18 protein-coding genes and 1 pseudogene are annotated in these 16,694 nt (G+C 63.6%); 9 read left to right on the forward strand and 10 right to left on the reverse strand.

The window, feature by feature from the left end:
* Positions 1-38: 38 nt before the first annotated feature.
* Positions 39-1,166, reverse strand: a complete 1,128-nt coding sequence (locus WMP97_RS08615; RefSeq protein WP_232212554.1) for a lipase family protein — start codon at positions 1,164-1,166, stop codon at positions 39-41.
* Between the two features lie 142 nt (positions 1,167-1,308).
* Here WMP97_RS08615 and WMP97_RS08620 point away from each other — a divergent pair, with 142 nt between their 5' ends.
* Positions 1,309-1,479: a DUF4236 domain-containing protein gene (locus WMP97_RS08620; protein ID WP_080970400.1), complete on the forward strand. Its 171-nt coding sequence runs from the start codon at positions 1,309-1,311 to the stop codon at positions 1,477-1,479.
* A 56-nt stretch (positions 1,480-1,535) separates the two neighbouring features.
* Here the strand turns inward: WMP97_RS08620 and WMP97_RS08625 are convergent, their stop codons facing one another.
* The gene (locus WMP97_RS08625) at positions 1,536-2,396 is read right to left on the reverse strand and encodes an A/G-specific adenine glycosylase (protein WP_340440301.1); all 861 of its coding nucleotides are present in this window, start codon (positions 2,394-2,396) and stop codon (positions 1,536-1,538) included.
* Positions 2,397-2,431: 35 nt separating this feature from the next.
* On the opposite strand from WMP97_RS08625, the gene WMP97_RS08630 reads away from it, so the two are divergent.
* Positions 2,432-3,046: a carbonic anhydrase gene (locus WMP97_RS08630; protein ID WP_340440303.1), complete on the forward strand. Its 615-nt coding sequence runs from the start codon at positions 2,432-2,434 to the stop codon at positions 3,044-3,046.
* Between the two features lie 63 nt (positions 3,047-3,109).
* Positions 3,110-3,802: a hypothetical protein gene (locus tag WMP97_RS08635; protein WP_340440305.1), complete on the forward strand. Its 693-nt coding sequence runs from the start codon at positions 3,110-3,112 to the stop codon at positions 3,800-3,802.
* 3 nt (positions 3,803-3,805) lie between these two features.
* Here WMP97_RS08635 and radA read toward each other — a convergent pair.
* Together radA and WMP97_RS08645 are read right to left on the reverse strand one after the other, a co-directional pair.
* A pseudogene (radA, locus tag WMP97_RS08640) lies at positions 3,806-5,166 on the reverse strand (DNA repair protein RadA).
* A gap of 73 nt (positions 5,167-5,239) precedes the next feature.
* Positions 5,240-5,827: a hypothetical protein gene (locus WMP97_RS08645; protein ID WP_200288644.1), complete on the reverse strand. Its 588-nt coding sequence runs from the start codon at positions 5,825-5,827 to the stop codon at positions 5,240-5,242.
* A gap of 191 nt (positions 5,828-6,018) precedes the next feature.
* Between WMP97_RS08645 and WMP97_RS08650 the strand changes: the two genes are divergently transcribed.
* The 5 genes from WMP97_RS08650 to rlmB are packed head-to-tail and all read left to right on the forward strand — an operon-like array spanning position 6,019 to position 10,203.
* A complete protein-coding gene (locus tag WMP97_RS08650) occupies positions 6,019-6,603 on the forward strand; it encodes a CarD family transcriptional regulator (RefSeq protein ID WP_005325718.1) in 585 nt (194 codons plus the stop codon).
* Positions 6,575-7,324: a 2-C-methyl-D-erythritol 4-phosphate cytidylyltransferase gene (gene ispD / locus WMP97_RS08655; RefSeq protein WP_023019905.1), complete on the forward strand. Its 750-nt coding sequence runs from the start codon at positions 6,575-6,577 to the stop codon at positions 7,322-7,324. The genes WMP97_RS08650 and ispD overlap by 29 nt, the downstream gene beginning before the upstream one ends.
* Positions 7,317-7,799 (forward strand): 2-C-methyl-D-erythritol 2,4-cyclodiphosphate synthase, encoded by a 483-nt coding sequence (ispF, locus tag WMP97_RS08660; protein ID WP_023027768.1) that lies wholly within the window; start codon positions 7,317-7,319, stop codon positions 7,797-7,799. Before ispD ends, ispF begins: the two co-directional genes overlap by 8 nt.
* 44 nt (positions 7,800-7,843) lie before the next feature.
* Positions 7,844-9,232 carry a cysteine--tRNA ligase gene (cysS, locus tag WMP97_RS08665; protein WP_023019903.1) on the forward strand — a complete coding sequence of 463 codons (1,389 nt, stop codon included), beginning with the start codon at positions 7,844-7,846 and terminating at the stop codon, positions 9,230-9,232.
* Positions 9,233-9,255: 23 nt separating this feature from the next.
* Positions 9,256-10,203, forward strand: a complete 948-nt coding sequence (gene rlmB, locus WMP97_RS08670) for a 23S rRNA (guanosine(2251)-2'-O)-methyltransferase RlmB (protein WP_023019902.1) — start codon at positions 9,256-9,258, stop codon at positions 10,201-10,203.
* A gap of 16 nt (positions 10,204-10,219) precedes the next feature.
* On the opposite strand, the gene WMP97_RS08675 is transcribed toward rlmB, so the two are convergent.
* The 5 genes from WMP97_RS08675 to WMP97_RS08695 all read right to left on the reverse strand — a co-directional run bounded on the left by WMP97_RS08675 (position 10,220) and on the right by WMP97_RS08695 (position 14,704).
* Positions 10,220-11,230, reverse strand: coding sequence for an HNH endonuclease signature motif containing protein (locus WMP97_RS08675; RefSeq protein ID WP_340440307.1), 1,011 nt, complete (start codon positions 11,228-11,230; stop codon positions 10,220-10,222).
* A 64-nt stretch (positions 11,231-11,294) separates the two neighbouring features.
* Entirely contained in the window at positions 11,295-12,131 is an 837-nt protein-coding gene (locus WMP97_RS08680; protein ID WP_023019900.1) for an alpha/beta hydrolase family esterase, read from the reverse strand.
* A gap of 11 nt (positions 12,132-12,142) precedes the next feature.
* A complete protein-coding gene (locus tag WMP97_RS08685) occupies positions 12,143-13,057 on the reverse strand; it encodes a metal ABC transporter permease (RefSeq protein WP_200288649.1) in 915 nt (304 codons plus the stop codon).
* Entirely contained in the window at positions 13,035-13,736 is a 702-nt protein-coding gene (locus WMP97_RS08690) for a metal ABC transporter ATP-binding protein (protein WP_023019898.1), read from the reverse strand. Before WMP97_RS08690 ends, WMP97_RS08685 begins: the two co-directional genes overlap by 23 nt.
* The gene (locus WMP97_RS08695; protein ID WP_340440309.1) at positions 13,736-14,704 is read right to left on the reverse strand and encodes a metal ABC transporter solute-binding protein, Zn/Mn family; all 969 of its coding nucleotides are present in this window, start codon (positions 14,702-14,704) and stop codon (positions 13,736-13,738) included. Before WMP97_RS08695 ends, WMP97_RS08690 begins: the two co-directional genes overlap by 1 nt.
* An 80-nt stretch (positions 14,705-14,784) precedes the next feature.
* Here WMP97_RS08695 and WMP97_RS08700 point away from each other — a divergent pair, with 80 nt between their 5' ends.
* Positions 14,785-15,882 (forward strand): LacI family DNA-binding transcriptional regulator, encoded by a 1,098-nt coding sequence (locus tag WMP97_RS08700; RefSeq protein ID WP_239205503.1) that lies wholly within the window; start codon positions 14,785-14,787, stop codon positions 15,880-15,882.
* 25 nt (positions 15,883-15,907) lie between these two features.
* On the opposite strand, the gene otsB is transcribed toward WMP97_RS08700, so the two are convergent.
* Positions 15,908-16,687 (reverse strand): trehalose-phosphatase, encoded by a 780-nt coding sequence (otsB, locus tag WMP97_RS08705; protein WP_340440312.1) that lies wholly within the window; start codon positions 16,685-16,687, stop codon positions 15,908-15,910.
* Positions 16,688-16,694 lie beyond the last annotated feature (7 nt).

Raw genomic sequence — 16,694 nt, forward strand, 5'->3', positions numbered from 1 at the left:
CGAGAACTGGGCGGCTTTATTTGCGCCCAGGAATCTATTTATGCTGTGCAGTTAGTGGGTGCCGGTTTGCCCTCAAAGCGGTCAAAGAGATACTGCAACCCGACCGGCATCTCTAGGTACAAGGGCACGGCGTGGTCGATTCCAGTGCGTGGAATCGTTGCGGTGCCGGGTGCGGCTACGAAATCGATGGTTCCGCCCATAGAGCAGTACGCTCCAGCAGTCCTGCGTACCTGGTCATGAGAGATTAAATCATCACTAGGTGAGCTAGCCATCATTACCGGTGCATTTGGCACCGCTTTGCCCAGGTTTTGGCGCTCTAAAGTTTCCTTAACGACAGGTTTGCGTTCCACAATCTCGGACAAGGATTCCCCGGTGCGGGTAAGCATTCGGGTATTTGTAAAGCCCCACATGAGAACAGAATCGCCCGTGCAGCTGGTGGCCGCGGAACGTAAGAAGTCAATGCCTCGTGGGTTGAGTTCCGCCAACACTGCATCGCGGAATTCTGGGCTACGCTCAGAAAAGCCATTAATGGCATAGCCCAGCACGTGGGCGATAGCTGAACCGTCAATGCTGCGCATAGTCTCCGGCAGGTCCGTTGGCGGCGCGCCAGCGTATGTGCCGGCTACGTTGAGGTCAGGAGCGTAGCGTTCGGCATACTCGGCTGCGGAGAGCGAGGCGCCGCCGCCCTGCGAATAGCCCGCAAAGCCAATAGGGGCGTCCTTCGGGGCGTGCGCGAGTTCTAGGCCGGAGCGGGCGGCGTCGAGAAGCGCGTGTGCTTCTTCAATGTGGTTTACATACGTGTGGTGTCCTGGCATGCCCAACCCAATAAGGTCGGCAACGATAACGCGTGCCCCGTGGCGCAGGGCCATCATATAAAATGAGTACTCGTAGCTGGCATTAATGGTGGGAGAGCCCACTTTGCTCAGGCCCACCGACCCCAGCTGCATGCCCGCGCGCGACGGCGCGCATTGGTCGCCCTGCCCACGCGTGCTTGGTCCGAAGACGATGGTCGGGCGCTCGCCCTTGCCACGCCACGGTGCAGTGGGCTCGTACAAGGTAGCCGAGGCTTGCACCGGCTTGCCGGCATCGGTGGTGGTGTCATATGTAAACACCTGCGCCTGGCCCGCCGATTCTGCCAGGTGCGGCGCCGGGTGAGCTGAAGTCACCGCCGCGTTTGCAGCTGGCGGCAGAAAGAGCGACCCGAGGATTAGTGAACAAACTGTGAGGAGTCTCATACAAATCTTTTCCATATCCAAAACCTACTGCGCAGTAGGAACGGTGGAAGTGGAATTGCTAAAATAAATGCTTATGGGACTTCAGTATCGTTCAAGAAAAAAGACCGGCAAGAATAGCTGGATCAACGTCTCTGGATCCGGCGCGTCGATGTCTACCAAGGTAGGGCCGGTCACCTTTAATTCCCGCGGCGGCATGTGGGTGAACCTGCCGGGCGGATTCAATTTCCGTGGCCGCTGGCGTTAACCAGATCACACGCCCTGGATCGCGACCTGCGATTATAGCTGGCCATTATTAACCCCCTAAATAGGGAGGTGGAACAGGCCAGCGCCGTTTTGCTCGGCGAGGCCGTCGGCAAGCAGCGAAGCCAACGCCCGGGAGCGCTGTGCCGCATCGGGCCAGACCACGTCAATCTCGGACTGTGGTACCGGCCGCTCCGCCGCGCGCAGCACGTCCAGAATCTTGCCGCGCACCTGTCGGTCCGTGCCGACGAATTTCTGCACGCGCTTTTTCGCCTGTGCCTGCTCCTCTGCACTGGGCTGCGGCCGGCCAGCGAGCTGCCACGCACAGCTCGCGCGCAGCGGGCACTGCTCGCAGGAAGGATTCTTTGCCGTGCACACCAGCGCTCCCAATTCCATGAGCGCGGCCGAAAAACGCGGCCCATTCTCGGCCGGCAAAAGCTCTGCGACGGCCGCCAACTCCCGCTTCGATGGCTGCGGAGCAAGGAATCGGCCCTCTTCTGCGCGGGTATACACCCGCCGCACATTGGTATCGACCACCGGTACGTTTAGCCTGAAATGAAAACAGGCCACGGCGCGCGCGGTGTAATCCCCAATGCCAGGCAGGCGCAGCAATTCATCGACGTCCGCCGGTACCTCGCCTTCGCCGATGGCCGCGGCACATTCCCACAGGCGCAGCGCGCGCCGCGGGTAGCCCAGCTTGCCCCAGGCGCGCAAGACCTCCGCTCGAGTAGCCTGGGCAAAATCTGCCGGGGTGGGCCAGCGCCGCATCCAGTCCTCCCACACCGGAGCCACGCGCGCGACCGGGGTCTGCTGGCTCATGACCTCACTGAGCAGCACACCCCACGCGCTTGTGCCAGGCCGGCGCCAGGGCAGGTCTCGTTCATTGGCATCGAACCAGGAAAGAAGAGCTTGCGAATCCATCGTGGGAGATAGTCTAGGGCATTAGAATATGGCCTATGCCTTTACGTAATATTGCCCACGAACCGCAGGCCGTATGGGAGGCCCTCAAGGCGGGAAATCAGCGCGTATTGGACGGCGAGACCGTCGACGTGCGCGAGATTTATAACCGCGAGGGCCTAACTCACGGCCAGGACCCTCGCGTGGTGGTTATTTCCTGTTCCGACTCCCGCGCCCCTATCGAGCACGTCTTCAATATCGGCTTCGGCGATGCCTTTGTCATCCGCACTGCCGGCCACATTCTTGACGACGCCGTCCTAGCCTCCCTCGACTACGCCCTTGCTGCCCTCAAACCCAACCTGCTGGTAGTCCTCGGCCATCAATCTTGCGGCGCGGTGGGCGCGGCTACCGGTTTCGTATCCGGCGGCGAGCTGCCCACCGGCCTGCAGCGCCCCATCATCGAGAAGGTTGCCGCCTCCGCACTGGTGGCGGGCCCAAATGCCACGACTGACGACGTCGAGCGGGAGCACACCCGCCAGACCGTCGCCCAGCTGGTGGCCAGCGTGCCCAACGTCCGCCGTCTGCTCGACGAGGGTGCCCTGGGCGTTATCGGCGCGCGCTACCTGCTGGAAGATTCCAGCGTGGAAACCCTGCAGACCTTCGGGGTGGACTAGCCCGCCTGACACGCGGCGCGGGCTTAGCGCACCGGCCCGTGCCCACCGCTTAAAATTGACAGCGTGACGCAGAAAAAGCCCCTACCAGAAGAGATTTACAAGCGCCGACGAGTAGCGGCGCTCATCATCGTACTCGTGCTGGTCGTGGTGCTGATCTGGGCGGCTGTGGCTGCTTTCGGGGGCAGCAGCGATGAGCCGGCCGATACCGCCGCACCCGCGCCTACGCCGGAGCAGACCTCATCTTCTGCTGCCCCAGAAACCTCCGCAACCTCCGCGGAGACGTCGGCCGAGGGGGCGTCGGAAAGCGAGTTTGCCGAAAGCGAGCCCTCCAGCTCCGCGGCCGCGAGCTCCGAGGCAGCAAAGAAAACCTGTGACCTGGCAGACCTCCAGGTGCGCACTTCCATGTTGAACTACTCTGTGCCGGAGGGTGAACTGCCGAAGTTCTTCATGACAGTCACCAACCCCACGGCCGCAGATTGCAAGATCGACCTAGACAAGAACCTGCTGCGCTTCGAGGTCTACAAGATGGCCGATAACGAGCGCGTGTGGTCCGATACGGATTGCTATGCTTCCGTGCAGACCGGCTCGCAGACTTTCCCGGCCGGCAAGGACGTAAAATTCGAGGCCGAATGGTCCCGCCAAGCCTCCAAGCCGGGCGAATGCACCAATCGCCCAACGGCTGAACCAGGCGCCTACTTCGCCCACACCATCATCGGCGATAACTCCTCCCCGCCGCAGGACTTCACGCTGCGCTAGGCGCTAGCCCGCCACCGCAGCGATGGCCTGCCCTAGCGTCCCAGCTTGGTGGACGCGAATGCCGTCTACTGGCTCGATTTCCCCGCGTGGGACAATCGCGTTCTTATAACCCAGCCGCGCGGCCTCCATTAAGCGCCGCTCCACATTGGGCACTGGACGCAACTCGCCGGCCAGGCCCACCTCGCCAATGACAACCGTCTTGGCCGGCAGCGGTTGCTCGTGCAACGAGGACCACGTCGCCAACGCCACCGCCAAATCCGTCGCGGTTTCCGTAATGCGCATGCCGCCGACCGTGGCGACGTAGGCATCTTTATCATTGGTGCGCTGGCCGGCGCGGGCCTGGAGCACCGCGAGCACCATCGGCACGCGGTTGGAATCTAACCCGGTAACCACCCGCCGCGGGTTTTTCGCCACCGGTCCACCGTCAGCGCCTGCACCTCCGCCAGAATCGGCCGCACCCCGTCCATCGCGACCGTCACGGCCGAGCCATCCGGCGTAGCACCGCGGTGCGAGAGGAATAGCCCGGAGGGATCCGCTACCTCCCGAATGCCGCCGGAGGTCTGCTCGAAGCAGCCCACCTCGTCGGTGGCACCAAAGCGATTTTTGATGCCGCGCAGCATGCGCAGGCTGGATTGGCGGTCGCCCTCGAAGTTTAAGACGACGTCGACAAGGTGCTCCAGCACGCGTGGCCCGGCCACGTTGCCGTCCTTCGTGACGTGGCCGACCAGTAGCACCGGAATGCCCGTGGATTTCGCCAATGACGTCAGCGCGGCCGTTACCGCGCGCGATTGTGCCACGCCACCGGATACACCCTCCACACCTACGGCATGCATGGTCTGTACCGAATCGACGATGATGAGGCTAGGCTGCAGCTTATCGACGTGCCCGAAGACCCCATCCAAGTTGGACTCGGCCGCCAAATACAAAGTTTCCTGCAAGGCGCCGGTGCGCTCGGCGCGGGAGCGGACCTGGCCGGCGGATTCCTCGGCCGTCGCGTAGAGCACGGTGCGGCCGAGCTGTGCCCACCGCGAGGCTACTTCCAGCAGTAGCGTGGATTTGCCCACGCCGGGCTCGCCGGCCATAAGCACCACCGAGCCCGGCACGATGCCGCTTCCCAGCACGCGATCCAACTCGCCGATACCGGTGCGCACCGTCTTTGTTGCCTGCGCCCCAATCTTGGTAATCGGCTGTGCCGGACTCGACGGGGCTACGCCCTTGCTTGCCGACGCCCCCGTCCCCGCCACCACGGGCGCCTTTTCCTCCAACGTGCCCCACGCACCGCAGTCCGGGCATCGCCCGAGCCATTTGGGCGAGACGTAGCCGCATTCGGAACAGGTATGGATGGGGCGGGTTTTCTTGGCCATGGCTTCTAGCCTAAAACACACAGACGCTCCCAGCCCGAAGCGGGCTCGGAGCGGGGCAGGAAAGTGGTATGGCTTAGTTCTCCGGAGCCTCGGAGGAGTAGCCCTCGGAGGACTCGACGTCGCGGTCGAACTCGCCGGACTGCATCTGGGTGGCAGCGATGGTGGCGTTTACGTCGATGGAGCCATTGGAGAACTCGAAGGTAACCGGGCGGTCACCGGCGTAGCCGAAGTCATCATTCTTCAACTTGGTGGCGATGTACTGGACGGTTTCGGAATCCTGCTGGGGGTTAGCTTCCAGGTTCTTCTGAGAATCAGCGATGATGGACTCATCGCGGTGCAGCGGCTGTGGCTGCTTCATCTCAACGCGCTGGCCATCGACCTTCACGGACTCCAAGGAAATGACATCGGTGTCGTAGCCCTGGTTAATGGCGCTGAACTTCAGTGCAGCAGTGCCGTCCGGCTCTACCAGGATGGTGACATCGCGAACTGCAGCCTTATTATCTTCCGTGCTTGCAGAAGCGCCATCGACCGCAGCCACTTTTTCAGCGGTCTGGGTGACATGACCCGCCGAGCAAGAAGCCAACGCCAGAGCGGAGACGGCGGTAACGGAAATAATGGCACCGCGGCGGGCGGCGGACTTCAGGGACTGCACGTTGAGCATCCTCCATCAATTGCGATCACAGGGCTTGTCAACGCTTTAGCCTAGTCCCTTTCGCAATAAAGTACACAGTTGTCCCAAATCGGGCGGGTAGACCGTGGGGGTATACGGGGGTATCCGCAGTCGGGGTGACCGTGCGTGATAAAATAGCGGCCTTAGTCAACCGGGATAAATCGGGAACACAAGGAGTGGCAATGGAGTATAAGGTCGGCGAGGTCGTCGTCTACCCGCACCACGGTGCGGCCGTCATCGAGGATATCGAGACCCGCGAAATGGGCGGCGAGACGCTCGAATACCTGGTGCTGCACATCAACCAGTCCGACCTGGTCGTCCGCGTGCCCATCAAGAACGCCGATAACGTCGGCGTGCGCGACGTCGTGGGCAAGGAAGGCCTAGAAAAGGTCTTTTCCGTGCTGCGTGACGAGGACGTCGAAGAGGCCGGCAACTGGTCCCGCCGTTATAAGGCTAACCAGGAGCGCCTGGCTTCCGGCGATATTAATAAGGTCGCCGAGGTCGTGCGTGACCTGTGGCGCCGTGACCAGGATCGCGGCCTTTCGGCCGGCGAGAAGCGCATGCTTGGCAAGGCCCGCACCATCCTGGTAGGTGAGCTCGCACTGGCCAAGCCGGTCGATGAGAAGAAGGCCGACACCATGATGGAAGAAATCGATGCCACCATCGAGCGCCACCGCGCCGCCGGATTGGTAGATGATAAGTCCATCACCACCGATATCGACAACGACATCGATCTCGATGACCTCTCCTTCGACGACGAAGACTAAACCGCGCGTCATCGCGCTCATCGCGGCCGCAGGCCAGGGAACTCGCCTCGGCGCCGAGGTGCCCAAAGCTTATGTCGAGCTGCGCGGCCGCACCCTCTTGGAACGCTCCGTGCGAGCATTGCTGGCCTCCGGGGTAGTCGATGAAATTATCGTCCTGGTCAGCCCGGACATGGAGGCTGAGGCCGCGCGTATTATCGGCCGCATCGACGCCGTTGGTGCTACTGACGCTGCAAGCGCCGCCCCGATTCGCCTCGTTCACGGTGGCAGCGAGCGCGCCGATTCCGTGTGGGCCGGCCTGCAAGCAATCCCGGACGAGGATGCCGTGGTGCTCATCCACGATGCGGCCCGTGCGTTGACGCCGCCGGCGATGGTGCGGGGCGTCGCCAAGCGGGTGCTGGAAGGCGCTCCCGCGGCCGTGCCGGTGGTTCCGGTGGCCGATACCATCAAGGAAGTCGCGGATGAGGCCGTGTTGAGCACCCCCGATCGCTCCCGCCTGCGCGCAGTGCAAACCCCGCAGGCCTTCCGCCTGTCCGCGCTGCGCCAGGCCAACCTCGATTATTGGGCCCAGCAGCCCGAATTTACCGCCACGGATGACGCCAGCCTCATGGAATGGCACGGCGAGCGCGTGGCAACCGTGCCGGGCGATACCCTGGCTTTCAAGATCACCACGCCCATCGATCTCACCCTGGCCCACGCCCTGACCGAGGAGACCCATGACTAATCCGATTATCCCGCGCGTTGGAATTGCCACCGACGCCCACCAAATCGAGGCCGGCAAGGATTGCTGGATCGCCGGCCTGCTCTTCGAAGGCGTTGACGGGTGCGAGGGCCACTCCGATGGGGATGTTGTAGCGCACGCGCTTGTCGACGCCCTTTTATCCGCCTCCCACCTCGGTGACCTCGGCTCCTTCGTGGGCGTCGGCCGCCCCGAATACGATGGCGTTTCCGGCGCGAAGTTGCTGCGCGAATGCCGCCAGCTCCTCGAATCTGAGGGCTTTATCATCGGCAACGCCGCCGCCCAGCTCATCGGCCAGACCCCCAAGATGGGTCCGCGCCGCGAAGAGGCCGAGGCCGTGCTGAGCGAAATCCTCGGTGCCCCCGTGTCCGTATCTGCTACCACGACGGACCACCTGGGGTTCACCGGCCGTAAGGAGGGGCGTGCGGCGGTTGCTACGGCCGTCGTCTGGCGCGCCTAGCCCACCGCACTAACCCCGCGCACGCGTCAATTAGACTAAGTGGCGTGAGTACTTTGCGCATTTATGACACAGCCACCCGCAGCCAACGCGATTTCGAGCCGATCCGCCCCGGCCATGCCTCGATTTATCTGTGCGGCGCCACCCCGCAGGCCCAGCCGCACATCGGGCACCTGCGCTCCGGCGTCGCTTTCGACATCCTGCGCCGCTGGCTGCTCGCCCAGGGCTATGACGTAGCCTTGGTGCGCAACGTCACCGATATCGATGACAAGATCCTCACCAAGGCGGCCGAGAATAATCGCCCCTGGTGGGAGTGGGTATCCACGTATGAGCGCGAGTTCACCAAGGCCTATAACACCCTGGGCGTGCTTCCGCCTTCGGTAGAGCCGCGCGCGACCGGCTTTGTCACCCAGATGGTCGACTATATGCAGCGGCTTATCGACGCCGGCTTTGCCTACCCCGCCGAAGGCTCCGTCTACTTTGACGTTGCCGCATGGACCAAGGCCGAAGGCTCGGATTATGGTTCGCTGTCCGGCAACAAGGTAGAAGAAATGGAACAGGGCGAGGGCGAAGATTCCGCCAAGCGCGGCGCCCAAGACTTTGCCCTGTGGAAGGCCGCGAAACCGGGCGAACCCAGCTGGCCCACCCCCTGGGGCGACGGCCGACCGGGCTGGCACCTGGAGTGCTCGGCCATGTCTACCTATTACCTGGGCTCCAATTTCGATATCCACTGCGGCGGGCTGGACCTGCAGTTCCCGCACCACGAGAACGAGATTGCTCAGTCGCACGCGGCCGGCGATAAGTTTGCCAACTACTGGATGCACAACCACTGGGTGACGATGTCGGGCGAGAAGATGTCGAAATCGCTGGGCAACGTGCTCTCTATTCCGAATATGCTCGAGCTGGTGCGTCCGGTGGAGCTGCGCTACTACCTGGGCTCGGCGCACTACCGCTCCGTGCTGGAGTATTCCGAAGCTGCGCTGACCGAGGCCGCCGCAGGCTACCGCCGCATCGAGGACTTCCTCGCTCACTTCGATGACCTGGAGCTAGGCGAGTGGACACAGGGCTTTGAAGACGCGATGAATGATGACATCGCGGTGCCCAAGGCTCTGGCGGAAATCCACACCACCGTTCGCGCTGGCAATAAGGCCCTTGCCGCCGGCGATGAGGCCGGGGCGCGCACGCTGGCCGGCCAGGTACGGGCGATGGCACACGTACTTGGCTTTGACCCGCTGGAGTGGGAAGATGGAGCGCAAGCTAGCGGGGCGGATGCCGCGTTGGATGCGCTGGTGCAGGCTGAACTGGAGCGGCGCACCCAGGCGCGCGCGGACAAGGACTTCGCTACTGCCGACGCCGTCCGTGACCGCCTCGCGGCCGCCGGCATCACCATCACCGATACCCCAGACGGCCCGACCTGGTCGCTGGCGCAGCGTTAAGCACTCCGAAAGGACAATAAACTATGGCACGTACCCACGGCCGCGGTGGCGCGGGAATCCGCAAGACCAATAAGAAGGGCGCAACCAAGGGCTCCGGCGGCCAGCGCCGCAAGGGCTTGGCCGGCAAGGGCCCGACGCCCAAGGCAGAGGACCGCATTTACCACGCCAAGCACAAGGCCAAGCTGGAGCGCGACCGCCGCAACTCCGGCCGTCACCAAAAGGAGACCGCCGAGATGGTCGTGGGCCGCAACCCAGTCATCGAGTGCCTGCATGCCAAGGTTCCGGCCACCACGCTCTATATCGTGGCCGGTACCCGCAACGATAAGCGCCTGTCTGAGGCCGTGGCCATGTGCAATACCCGCAATATCCCCATCATCGAGGTGCAGCGCCACGAGATGGACCGCATGACCGGCAACGGCATGCACCAGGGCATTGGGCTGCAGATCCCGCCGTATAAATACGCCGATGTCGACGAGCTCATTTCCCGTGCGGCCGAAAGTGCGCGTCCGGGTATGTTCGTAATCTTGGATAACATCACCGACCCGCGCAACCTCGGCGCGGTGATTCGCTCTGTGGCAGCTTTTGGTGGCGACGGCGTCATCATCCCAGAGCGCCGCTCCGCATCCGTGACTGCCGTGGCGTGGCGTACCTCGGCCGGCACGGCGGCGCGCCTGCCGGTCGCCCGCGCGACGAATATCACCCGCACCGTACAGCAATTCCAAAAGAGCGGCTACCAGGTCGTCGGCCTAGATGCCGGCGGCGAGCACACGCTGGATACATATAACGGCGCGACGGACCCCGTGGTCATCGTCATCGGTTCCGAGGGCAAGGGGATTTCTCGCCTCGTGCGGGAAAACTGCGACGTCATCATGTCCATCCCTATGACGGATTGGGTCGAGTCCCTCAATGCTTCCGTCGCGGCCGGTTCTGTACTTTCCGAATTCGCACGCCAGCGCCGCGCGGCCCAGTAGTCTCTAGCGAGAGTTTCTAGCCGCCTTCTGCCCAGGGCGGCAGCCACCTAATGGTGCCATTCACCCGGGCCAGGCGGCCGCGAACTGGCGGGGCGTTGGGGTCATCGTCGTTGACGCCGTTGTGGTACGGGCAGGCGATGGTGAGGTTTTCGGGGTTTGTCTCGCCGCCGTGGCGCCAGGCGGTGAGGTGGTGGACTTGGCATTCGTCGGCGGGATAATTGCACTGGGGCCAAGGACAAGTGGGATTTTCCGCGGCCGCCATGGTGCGCTGCTTGGGTGAGGCGAGCCGCTCCGTGCGATACAGATTCACCGGGCCTTTAACGGGATGGATGAGGGTGACATAGCCATGCTCGGTAAATGCGCGGCGCACGAGGTCTGCGCCGGTCATCCGGGCGCCATTGGTGAGCTGCAGTGTCACGTCATCGCCCGCGCAGTCGACGACGCGGTCGAGCTCGTCCAAGCGCAGCACCACATTGGTGGTCACGGACGCACCGGAGGCGGCGGTCTTGCCCTGGAAAATCTTGCGCACCGAATCTAGCGGGGCATCTTTATCCAGCGCGGCATGCATATCCGCAATATCGGCGGATTTGCCGGTAATCGTCATAGTCCAGGGGCCCTCGGCGCGGCGGTAGAGCTTGACACCGGGTGTGCGCTGCGGCGGGCCTTTAATCTCGCGCACGCGTTTACGCCCCCGCTTTTCGACGTCCGAGGTATCCCCCTTCATCCCACACAACTCCCGACGCAGCGCCCAGGCCTGACGCTTATTTCTCAGCCGAGTGGCGTAGCGCTCGATGGCCAGCAGCGCGGTAAGGCTGTGCCCATTGGTGCGAGCGGCGGCGATGGATTCGCGCTGGAGGCGGCTAAACGCGGTCGGGCCGAAGTAGGTATCGGCGAGGGCGAGCAGGCGGGTGGCGGTGGTGTCGGGGCAGCCGGCCTCGATTAGCGCGCGCTGAGTTAGGCCGTGGCAGTCGGCGATGATGTCCATGCCGGCGGCTAGGCCTGTCAAGAAAGTGTGCAGCGCGTTCATGGCTCCACACATTAGGTGCGGGACGCGAGCTGGGGCGAGGGATAAGGCGCGCCGCTGTGGATAACTAGGACTGCGCGGTGCCGAGGCCGAAAAAGTCGCGGACCTTATCCACAGCGCGGAAGGAATCTGTATTGGGGCCTATGCGCGGGTCGGTTCTCATGCTAGAGGGAATCACGTGGCCAAGGCCCTCCATGGTCCATAGTTCGACGGGAAAATCGCCGGCGTATTCGGTGGCGGTGACATCCGGGGCGGGGTGGTAGTCGCGCGGTGGCTGGCAGCCATTGGCCAACGCAAAGTACTCCGCGGTGGCAGGAGCGGAGAGCACGCGGCCGCGGGTGCGCTCGGCGTCCAGCCCGGCCACACCGCCTTCATAAGGCGCATATGGGTCCGCGGTGCCGTGGAAAAACAGCAGCGGCGTGGGCCGGTAGCCATCCGGGTTGCTGGGCGCGTGGTTATCGCCCTCGCCCAAGGTGGAGGCGAAGATGCAGGCGCGGGTGAGGGTAAAGGGAGCGTCGAAAAGCAGGCGGAGCACCATCTGACCGCCATTGGAATAGCCGCAAGCAAAGGTGCGCGCGGTGCCGAACTCGCGCTGCATAGCTTCAACGAGATACGTGGCGAAGGCGATGTCATCAACGTTCTCCGTGCGGGCGGTGACCGGTAGGATGCTGCGGCAATCATTGAAATGGCGATCCACGCCGTCGGGGTAGACGAGGATGGTGTTGGTGGCATCGGCAAGCTCGTCGAAGGTGCCATTGGTAAAGCGGCGCATCACGTTGCCGGATTGCAACGAGCCGTGGAAGAAGAGCAGCAGGTCTGGATGCGGGCCGGGATTATCCGGTGTGATGATGAGGAAGCGGCGGGTGCGGCCATCCACATCCGCGGTGCGGCGGTGTACGTGCATAGCCGCCCAGTTTAGTCGGCGTGGTGCTCCTCGGCCGTGGTGTGGCAGTCGGCGTGGAAGCGTTTAGCGGCGACCTCGTCGCGCACTGCGCTTTTATTGCGCCGCCAGCCGATGAGCCGGCACACCAGATAGATGACAAAGGAAATGGTGGTGACGAAGACCGAGACCGGAAGACCAGGCGCGAGCGATAAGATGAAGCCGCCTACGGCCGACACCTCGGCGAAAATGGTGGCCCACATGACCGCGCGCAGGGGCGAGGAAGTAATCTGCACGGCCGCTGCGCCGGGGGTGATAAGCAGCGCCATGACGAGCAGTGAACCAACGATTTGTACCGACTGCGCGGCCGCTAGGCCCACGAGTACGGCGAAGGCGACCGAGATGAAACGGGTCGGCACGCCGGCCGCCTGGGCCATAACTGGGTCGGCCGAAGCGAAGAGCATGGGGCGCCACAGGATGGCTACGGCGGCGAGGATAACCACGGTGGTTGCGGCCAAAAGCCATACCGAGGCCGAGGATACGCCGACGATCTGGCCGGTCAGCAGCGTCATCGCGGTATTCGCGTTGCCGGGGTAGAGGTGCAGAAATAGCACCGACAGTCCTAGGCCAAAGCTCATGACCACGCCGATGGCGCTGTCTTGCTGGCCCTTAAAGCCCAGTACGGCGAGGATGATGGCGGCCACGATGGCCCCGGCGACCGCGCCAAAGCCTAAGTTGAGACCGAAAAGTAGTGCGGCGGAGGCACCCATGAGCGCGAGCTCGGAGGTGGCGTGGACGGAAAAGGACATCTGGCGCAGCACGATGAGCGAGGTCATCACGCCAGAAAGAATGCCTAGCAGCGCGGAGGCGATGAGCGAGGACTGTACAAAATCAACGCTGAGCAGGTACTGGGTGTCTTCTATGAAGCTAGACAACGATAAGCCTCCCATCGACGTTTAAGACGTTGACTTTGGAACCGTAGAGCTCGGAAAGGACATCGGAGCGCATGACCTCATCTACCGCGCCGAAGGTATGGCCGCCGGGAGCAAGGTAGAGCACCTTATCGGTCACTCCGAGTACCGGATTGATGCCATGGGTGACAAAGATGATGGAGGTGCCGCGCTCGCGGCGTAGCGCATCTAGCTTCTCCACGGTGTCTTGCTGGCGCGCCGGGTCGAGCGAGAGCAGCGGCTCATCGGCAAGGATGAGCTCTGGGTCATTGGCCAGCGCTTGGGCCTGGCGGATAAGTTGCTGCTGGCCGCCGGATAGCTGTCCTACGCGGCGGTCGCGCAGGCCGGTGGCACCTACCTCGGCGAGGAGCTCGTCGACGCGGTGGCGGGGAGGGCGGCGGCGTCGGAAAGCGCCGTGCGCAAGGGAGAGCGATACTAAGTCGCGGGCGCGCAGGGGCAGGTCGGCCGGGAACATGCGCTGCTGCGGGATGAATCCGACGCGGCAGTCCACGTCGACGCTGCCGGCCGTGAGTTTGCGGGTGCCCAAGATGGTGCCGAGCAGGGTGGATTTGCCCACGCCATTGGGGCCCAAAACGGCGATAAACTCGCCGCGGTCAACGGCGAGGTTAAGGCTGGACCACAGCGGGGCAACCGCTGCGTCATGAAATTGGATGAGCACTAGAGCTTCCCCAGGGAGTCGGTGACCTCGTCATAGTAGGTCCAGAACTCCTTGCCATCCGGCGGGGTCTCGCCGATTTCGACGATATTGACATCCGCATCCTCCGCGGCGGACTTGATACGGCCGGCGGTATCGGTTTCGGTCTGCGGGTTAAAGATGAGAAGGTCCACCTTGTGGTCCTTGATGGCCTTGGTGAAGACGGCAAGATCGGCCGCGGTGGGCTCGCCCTCAGAAATGGTGGCCTTGCGGTAGCCCTCTGGGGTGACGTCCTTGCCGGAGGTGTACTTCATGATGTAGTCCGCAATCGGCTCGGTCTGGGCGTAGGAGAGATCGCCCGGTAGCTCCTTGAGCTTGTCGCGCAGGCGGTTGACGTGGGAGTCCACGCGCTCGGTGCTGGCGTGCGCATCGGTATTGAGCTCATTGATCTGGTCCGCGATATTACCGGAGACCTCGTCGAGCGCAGCTGGGTCGTACCAGATGTGCTCGTTGCCTTCGATATTGGTGACCTTCTTTGGGTCCTTCTTGGCGGTGGCCTTGGCGGCGTCGATGGTCATGACATTGGGGTCATCGGCCAGCTTGCCGTGGTCGGTCAGCGGCAGGGCGGAGATGATGTTGTCTTGCTCGGAGACGGCCTGGTAAATCCAAGAATCGTAGCCGCCGCCGTTGACTACGAGCAGGTCCGCGTCTTCGGCCTTGGCGATATCGGCCGCGGAAGGCTCGAAGTGGTGGGGATCGACGCCATTGCCCTCCACGATGGGTTTGACCTCAATGTCCACGCCGGAGGCGGTATCGGCCACGGCTTGGGCAACATCGGCCCAGATAGAAGTGGAAGCGACGATAGAGATTTTCTTCTGAGCGCCGGGCTCGGCGGCCGAGTCTTGAGAGTCAGAGGAGGAGCAAGCGGTGGCGGTGAGGAGGAGGCCGCCGGCCGCGAGGAGGGCGGCGGTTGCGCGAAGTGAGTTATGCATAGCTCCCAGTGTGCTGTTGATGGTAATTGTTGTCAATTGAATATGTATTGAAAACGCGGCCGCGGGGTAAGCTTACGGCCATGGTGAAACGCAGCCCCACCCGCAAGACGCTGGCCTCGCTGGCCGCCGAACTGGGTGTTTCGCGCACGACGGTGTCCAATGCCTATAGCCGGCCGGACCAGCTCTCGGCCGCGACGCGCGAGCGCATTCTGGCAGCGGCGAAAGCGCGGGGGTACCCCGGGCCGGACCCCACGGCTCGTAGCCTGCGCACCCGCCGTGCGGGCGCGGTGGGCGTGCTGCTGACTGAGCACCTGTCCTATGCCTTCGAAGACATGGCCTCGGTGGATTTCTTGGCCGGCATGGCGGAGGCCTCGGCCGGCGCGCAAAGCATGCTTACCCTCATCCCGGCCGGCCCGGAGGGGGAAGCGGAAGCGACCAGCCTGGTCGGCTCGGCTGCCGTGGATGGCTTTGTGGTTTATTCCGTGGCGGCTGGGGATGCCTACCTGGAGGCGGCGCGCGGGCGCGGCCTGCCGGTGGTGGTCTGCGATCAACCGACGGATTCGGGCCTTCCTTTTGTAGGGATCGATGACCGAGCCGCGATTGCTCCGGCCGCCCGCGCGCTGGTGGAGGCCGGCCACCGCAAGATTGGCGTGCTGGCCATTCGCCTCAAACGCGAGCGCCACGATGGCCCCATTTCATGGGAGGAGTTGCAAGAGGCCGATATGCACGTGCAGCACGCCCGCGTCATGGGCGCTATGGACGTCTTTGCGCAGGCGGGGATCGCGCCGGAAACCGTGCCCGTGGTCACCCAGCACATCAACGATGCGCAAACCACGCGGGCGGCCGCGCAGTTGCTTCTCGACGCCCACCCTGACCTCACCGCAGTCCTGTGCACCACCGACTCCATGGCGCTGGGCGTGATGACCTATGCGCGCGAACGAGGCATCGATATCCCCGGCGAGCTTTCCGTCACCGGCTTTGATGGCATCGATGCGGCGCAGCGCCTTGGCTTGACGACCATCATCCAGCCCAATAAGGCCAAAGGCGCCGCCGCCGGCCACATGCTCTCTAACCTCATCGCCGCCGCGGATAATGCGGCCGCGGCCGTGCCGGCGGTGTCGCGGCGGGTACTGCGGACGAATTTCGCGGCGGGGCGGACCGTGGCACCACCGCGTTAAGTCGGGGCAGGCCGGGGTTTACCGGCTAGGCGTCGTCGCCGCGGGAGTGACCTATATGGGCCGCGCGGGCGGTGGCGAGCTCAGTGAGGAAGTGGGCGACGGCGTCGACGTCGGCAAGCTGCACTACGGCTGCAGTATCGCCCTCGCCGACCTTGACGCCGACGTCCGGCGGCTGGTGGAGGGCGCGGAAACCGTCCTCGTCGGTGACATCATCGCCCAAAAAGACCATGGCGGTGGCGCCGGTACGCTCGCGTAGCTCGTCTAACCACGTGCCCTTGGTGGCCTGAGTGGCAGAAAACTCCACGACGGACTTACCGGCCGTGCGTGGGAAGCCGCCCGGGTCGAGTGCGAGACCGGCTTCATAAGCCTGGGCGGCAGCTTCTGGGTCGGTATCCTCGAGCGCCCGCAGGTGCAGTACGCGCTGGAAAGGCTTGACCTCGATATCCGCGCCTGGGAAGCGCTCCATAATTGCGCGGATCTCGGTTTCCTTGGCGGCCAGATGCTCGCGCATCGCGGGAGTTAGATCCGTTTCTTCCCAAGAGGATTCGGCGCCATGGGATCCGCCGAATAGCACGGGCTCGCGCAGTGGACACACGCGCTGCAGGCCTGCGAGGTGGCGGCCGGACAGCACGGCCGCGGTGGTATGCAACAGGTGGGCTAGCTTATCCAAGGCGCGCAGGGAGTGTTGGTTCATCTCGACGTCGTAGATGGCCGTGGCAAAGGGGGAGAGCGTGCCGTCAAAATCCGAGACCACCGCGAGGTGCTCGGCGGCGGCAAGAGCCTTGATAGTGGTGGAAAGCGTCATGGCTTCC

It is taken from the genome of Corynebacterium sp. KPL4072 (assembly GCF_037908395.1).
In the GTDB taxonomy this organism is placed as follows: Bacteria; Actinomycetota; Actinomycetes; order Mycobacteriales; family Mycobacteriaceae; genus Corynebacterium; species Corynebacterium kefirresidentii.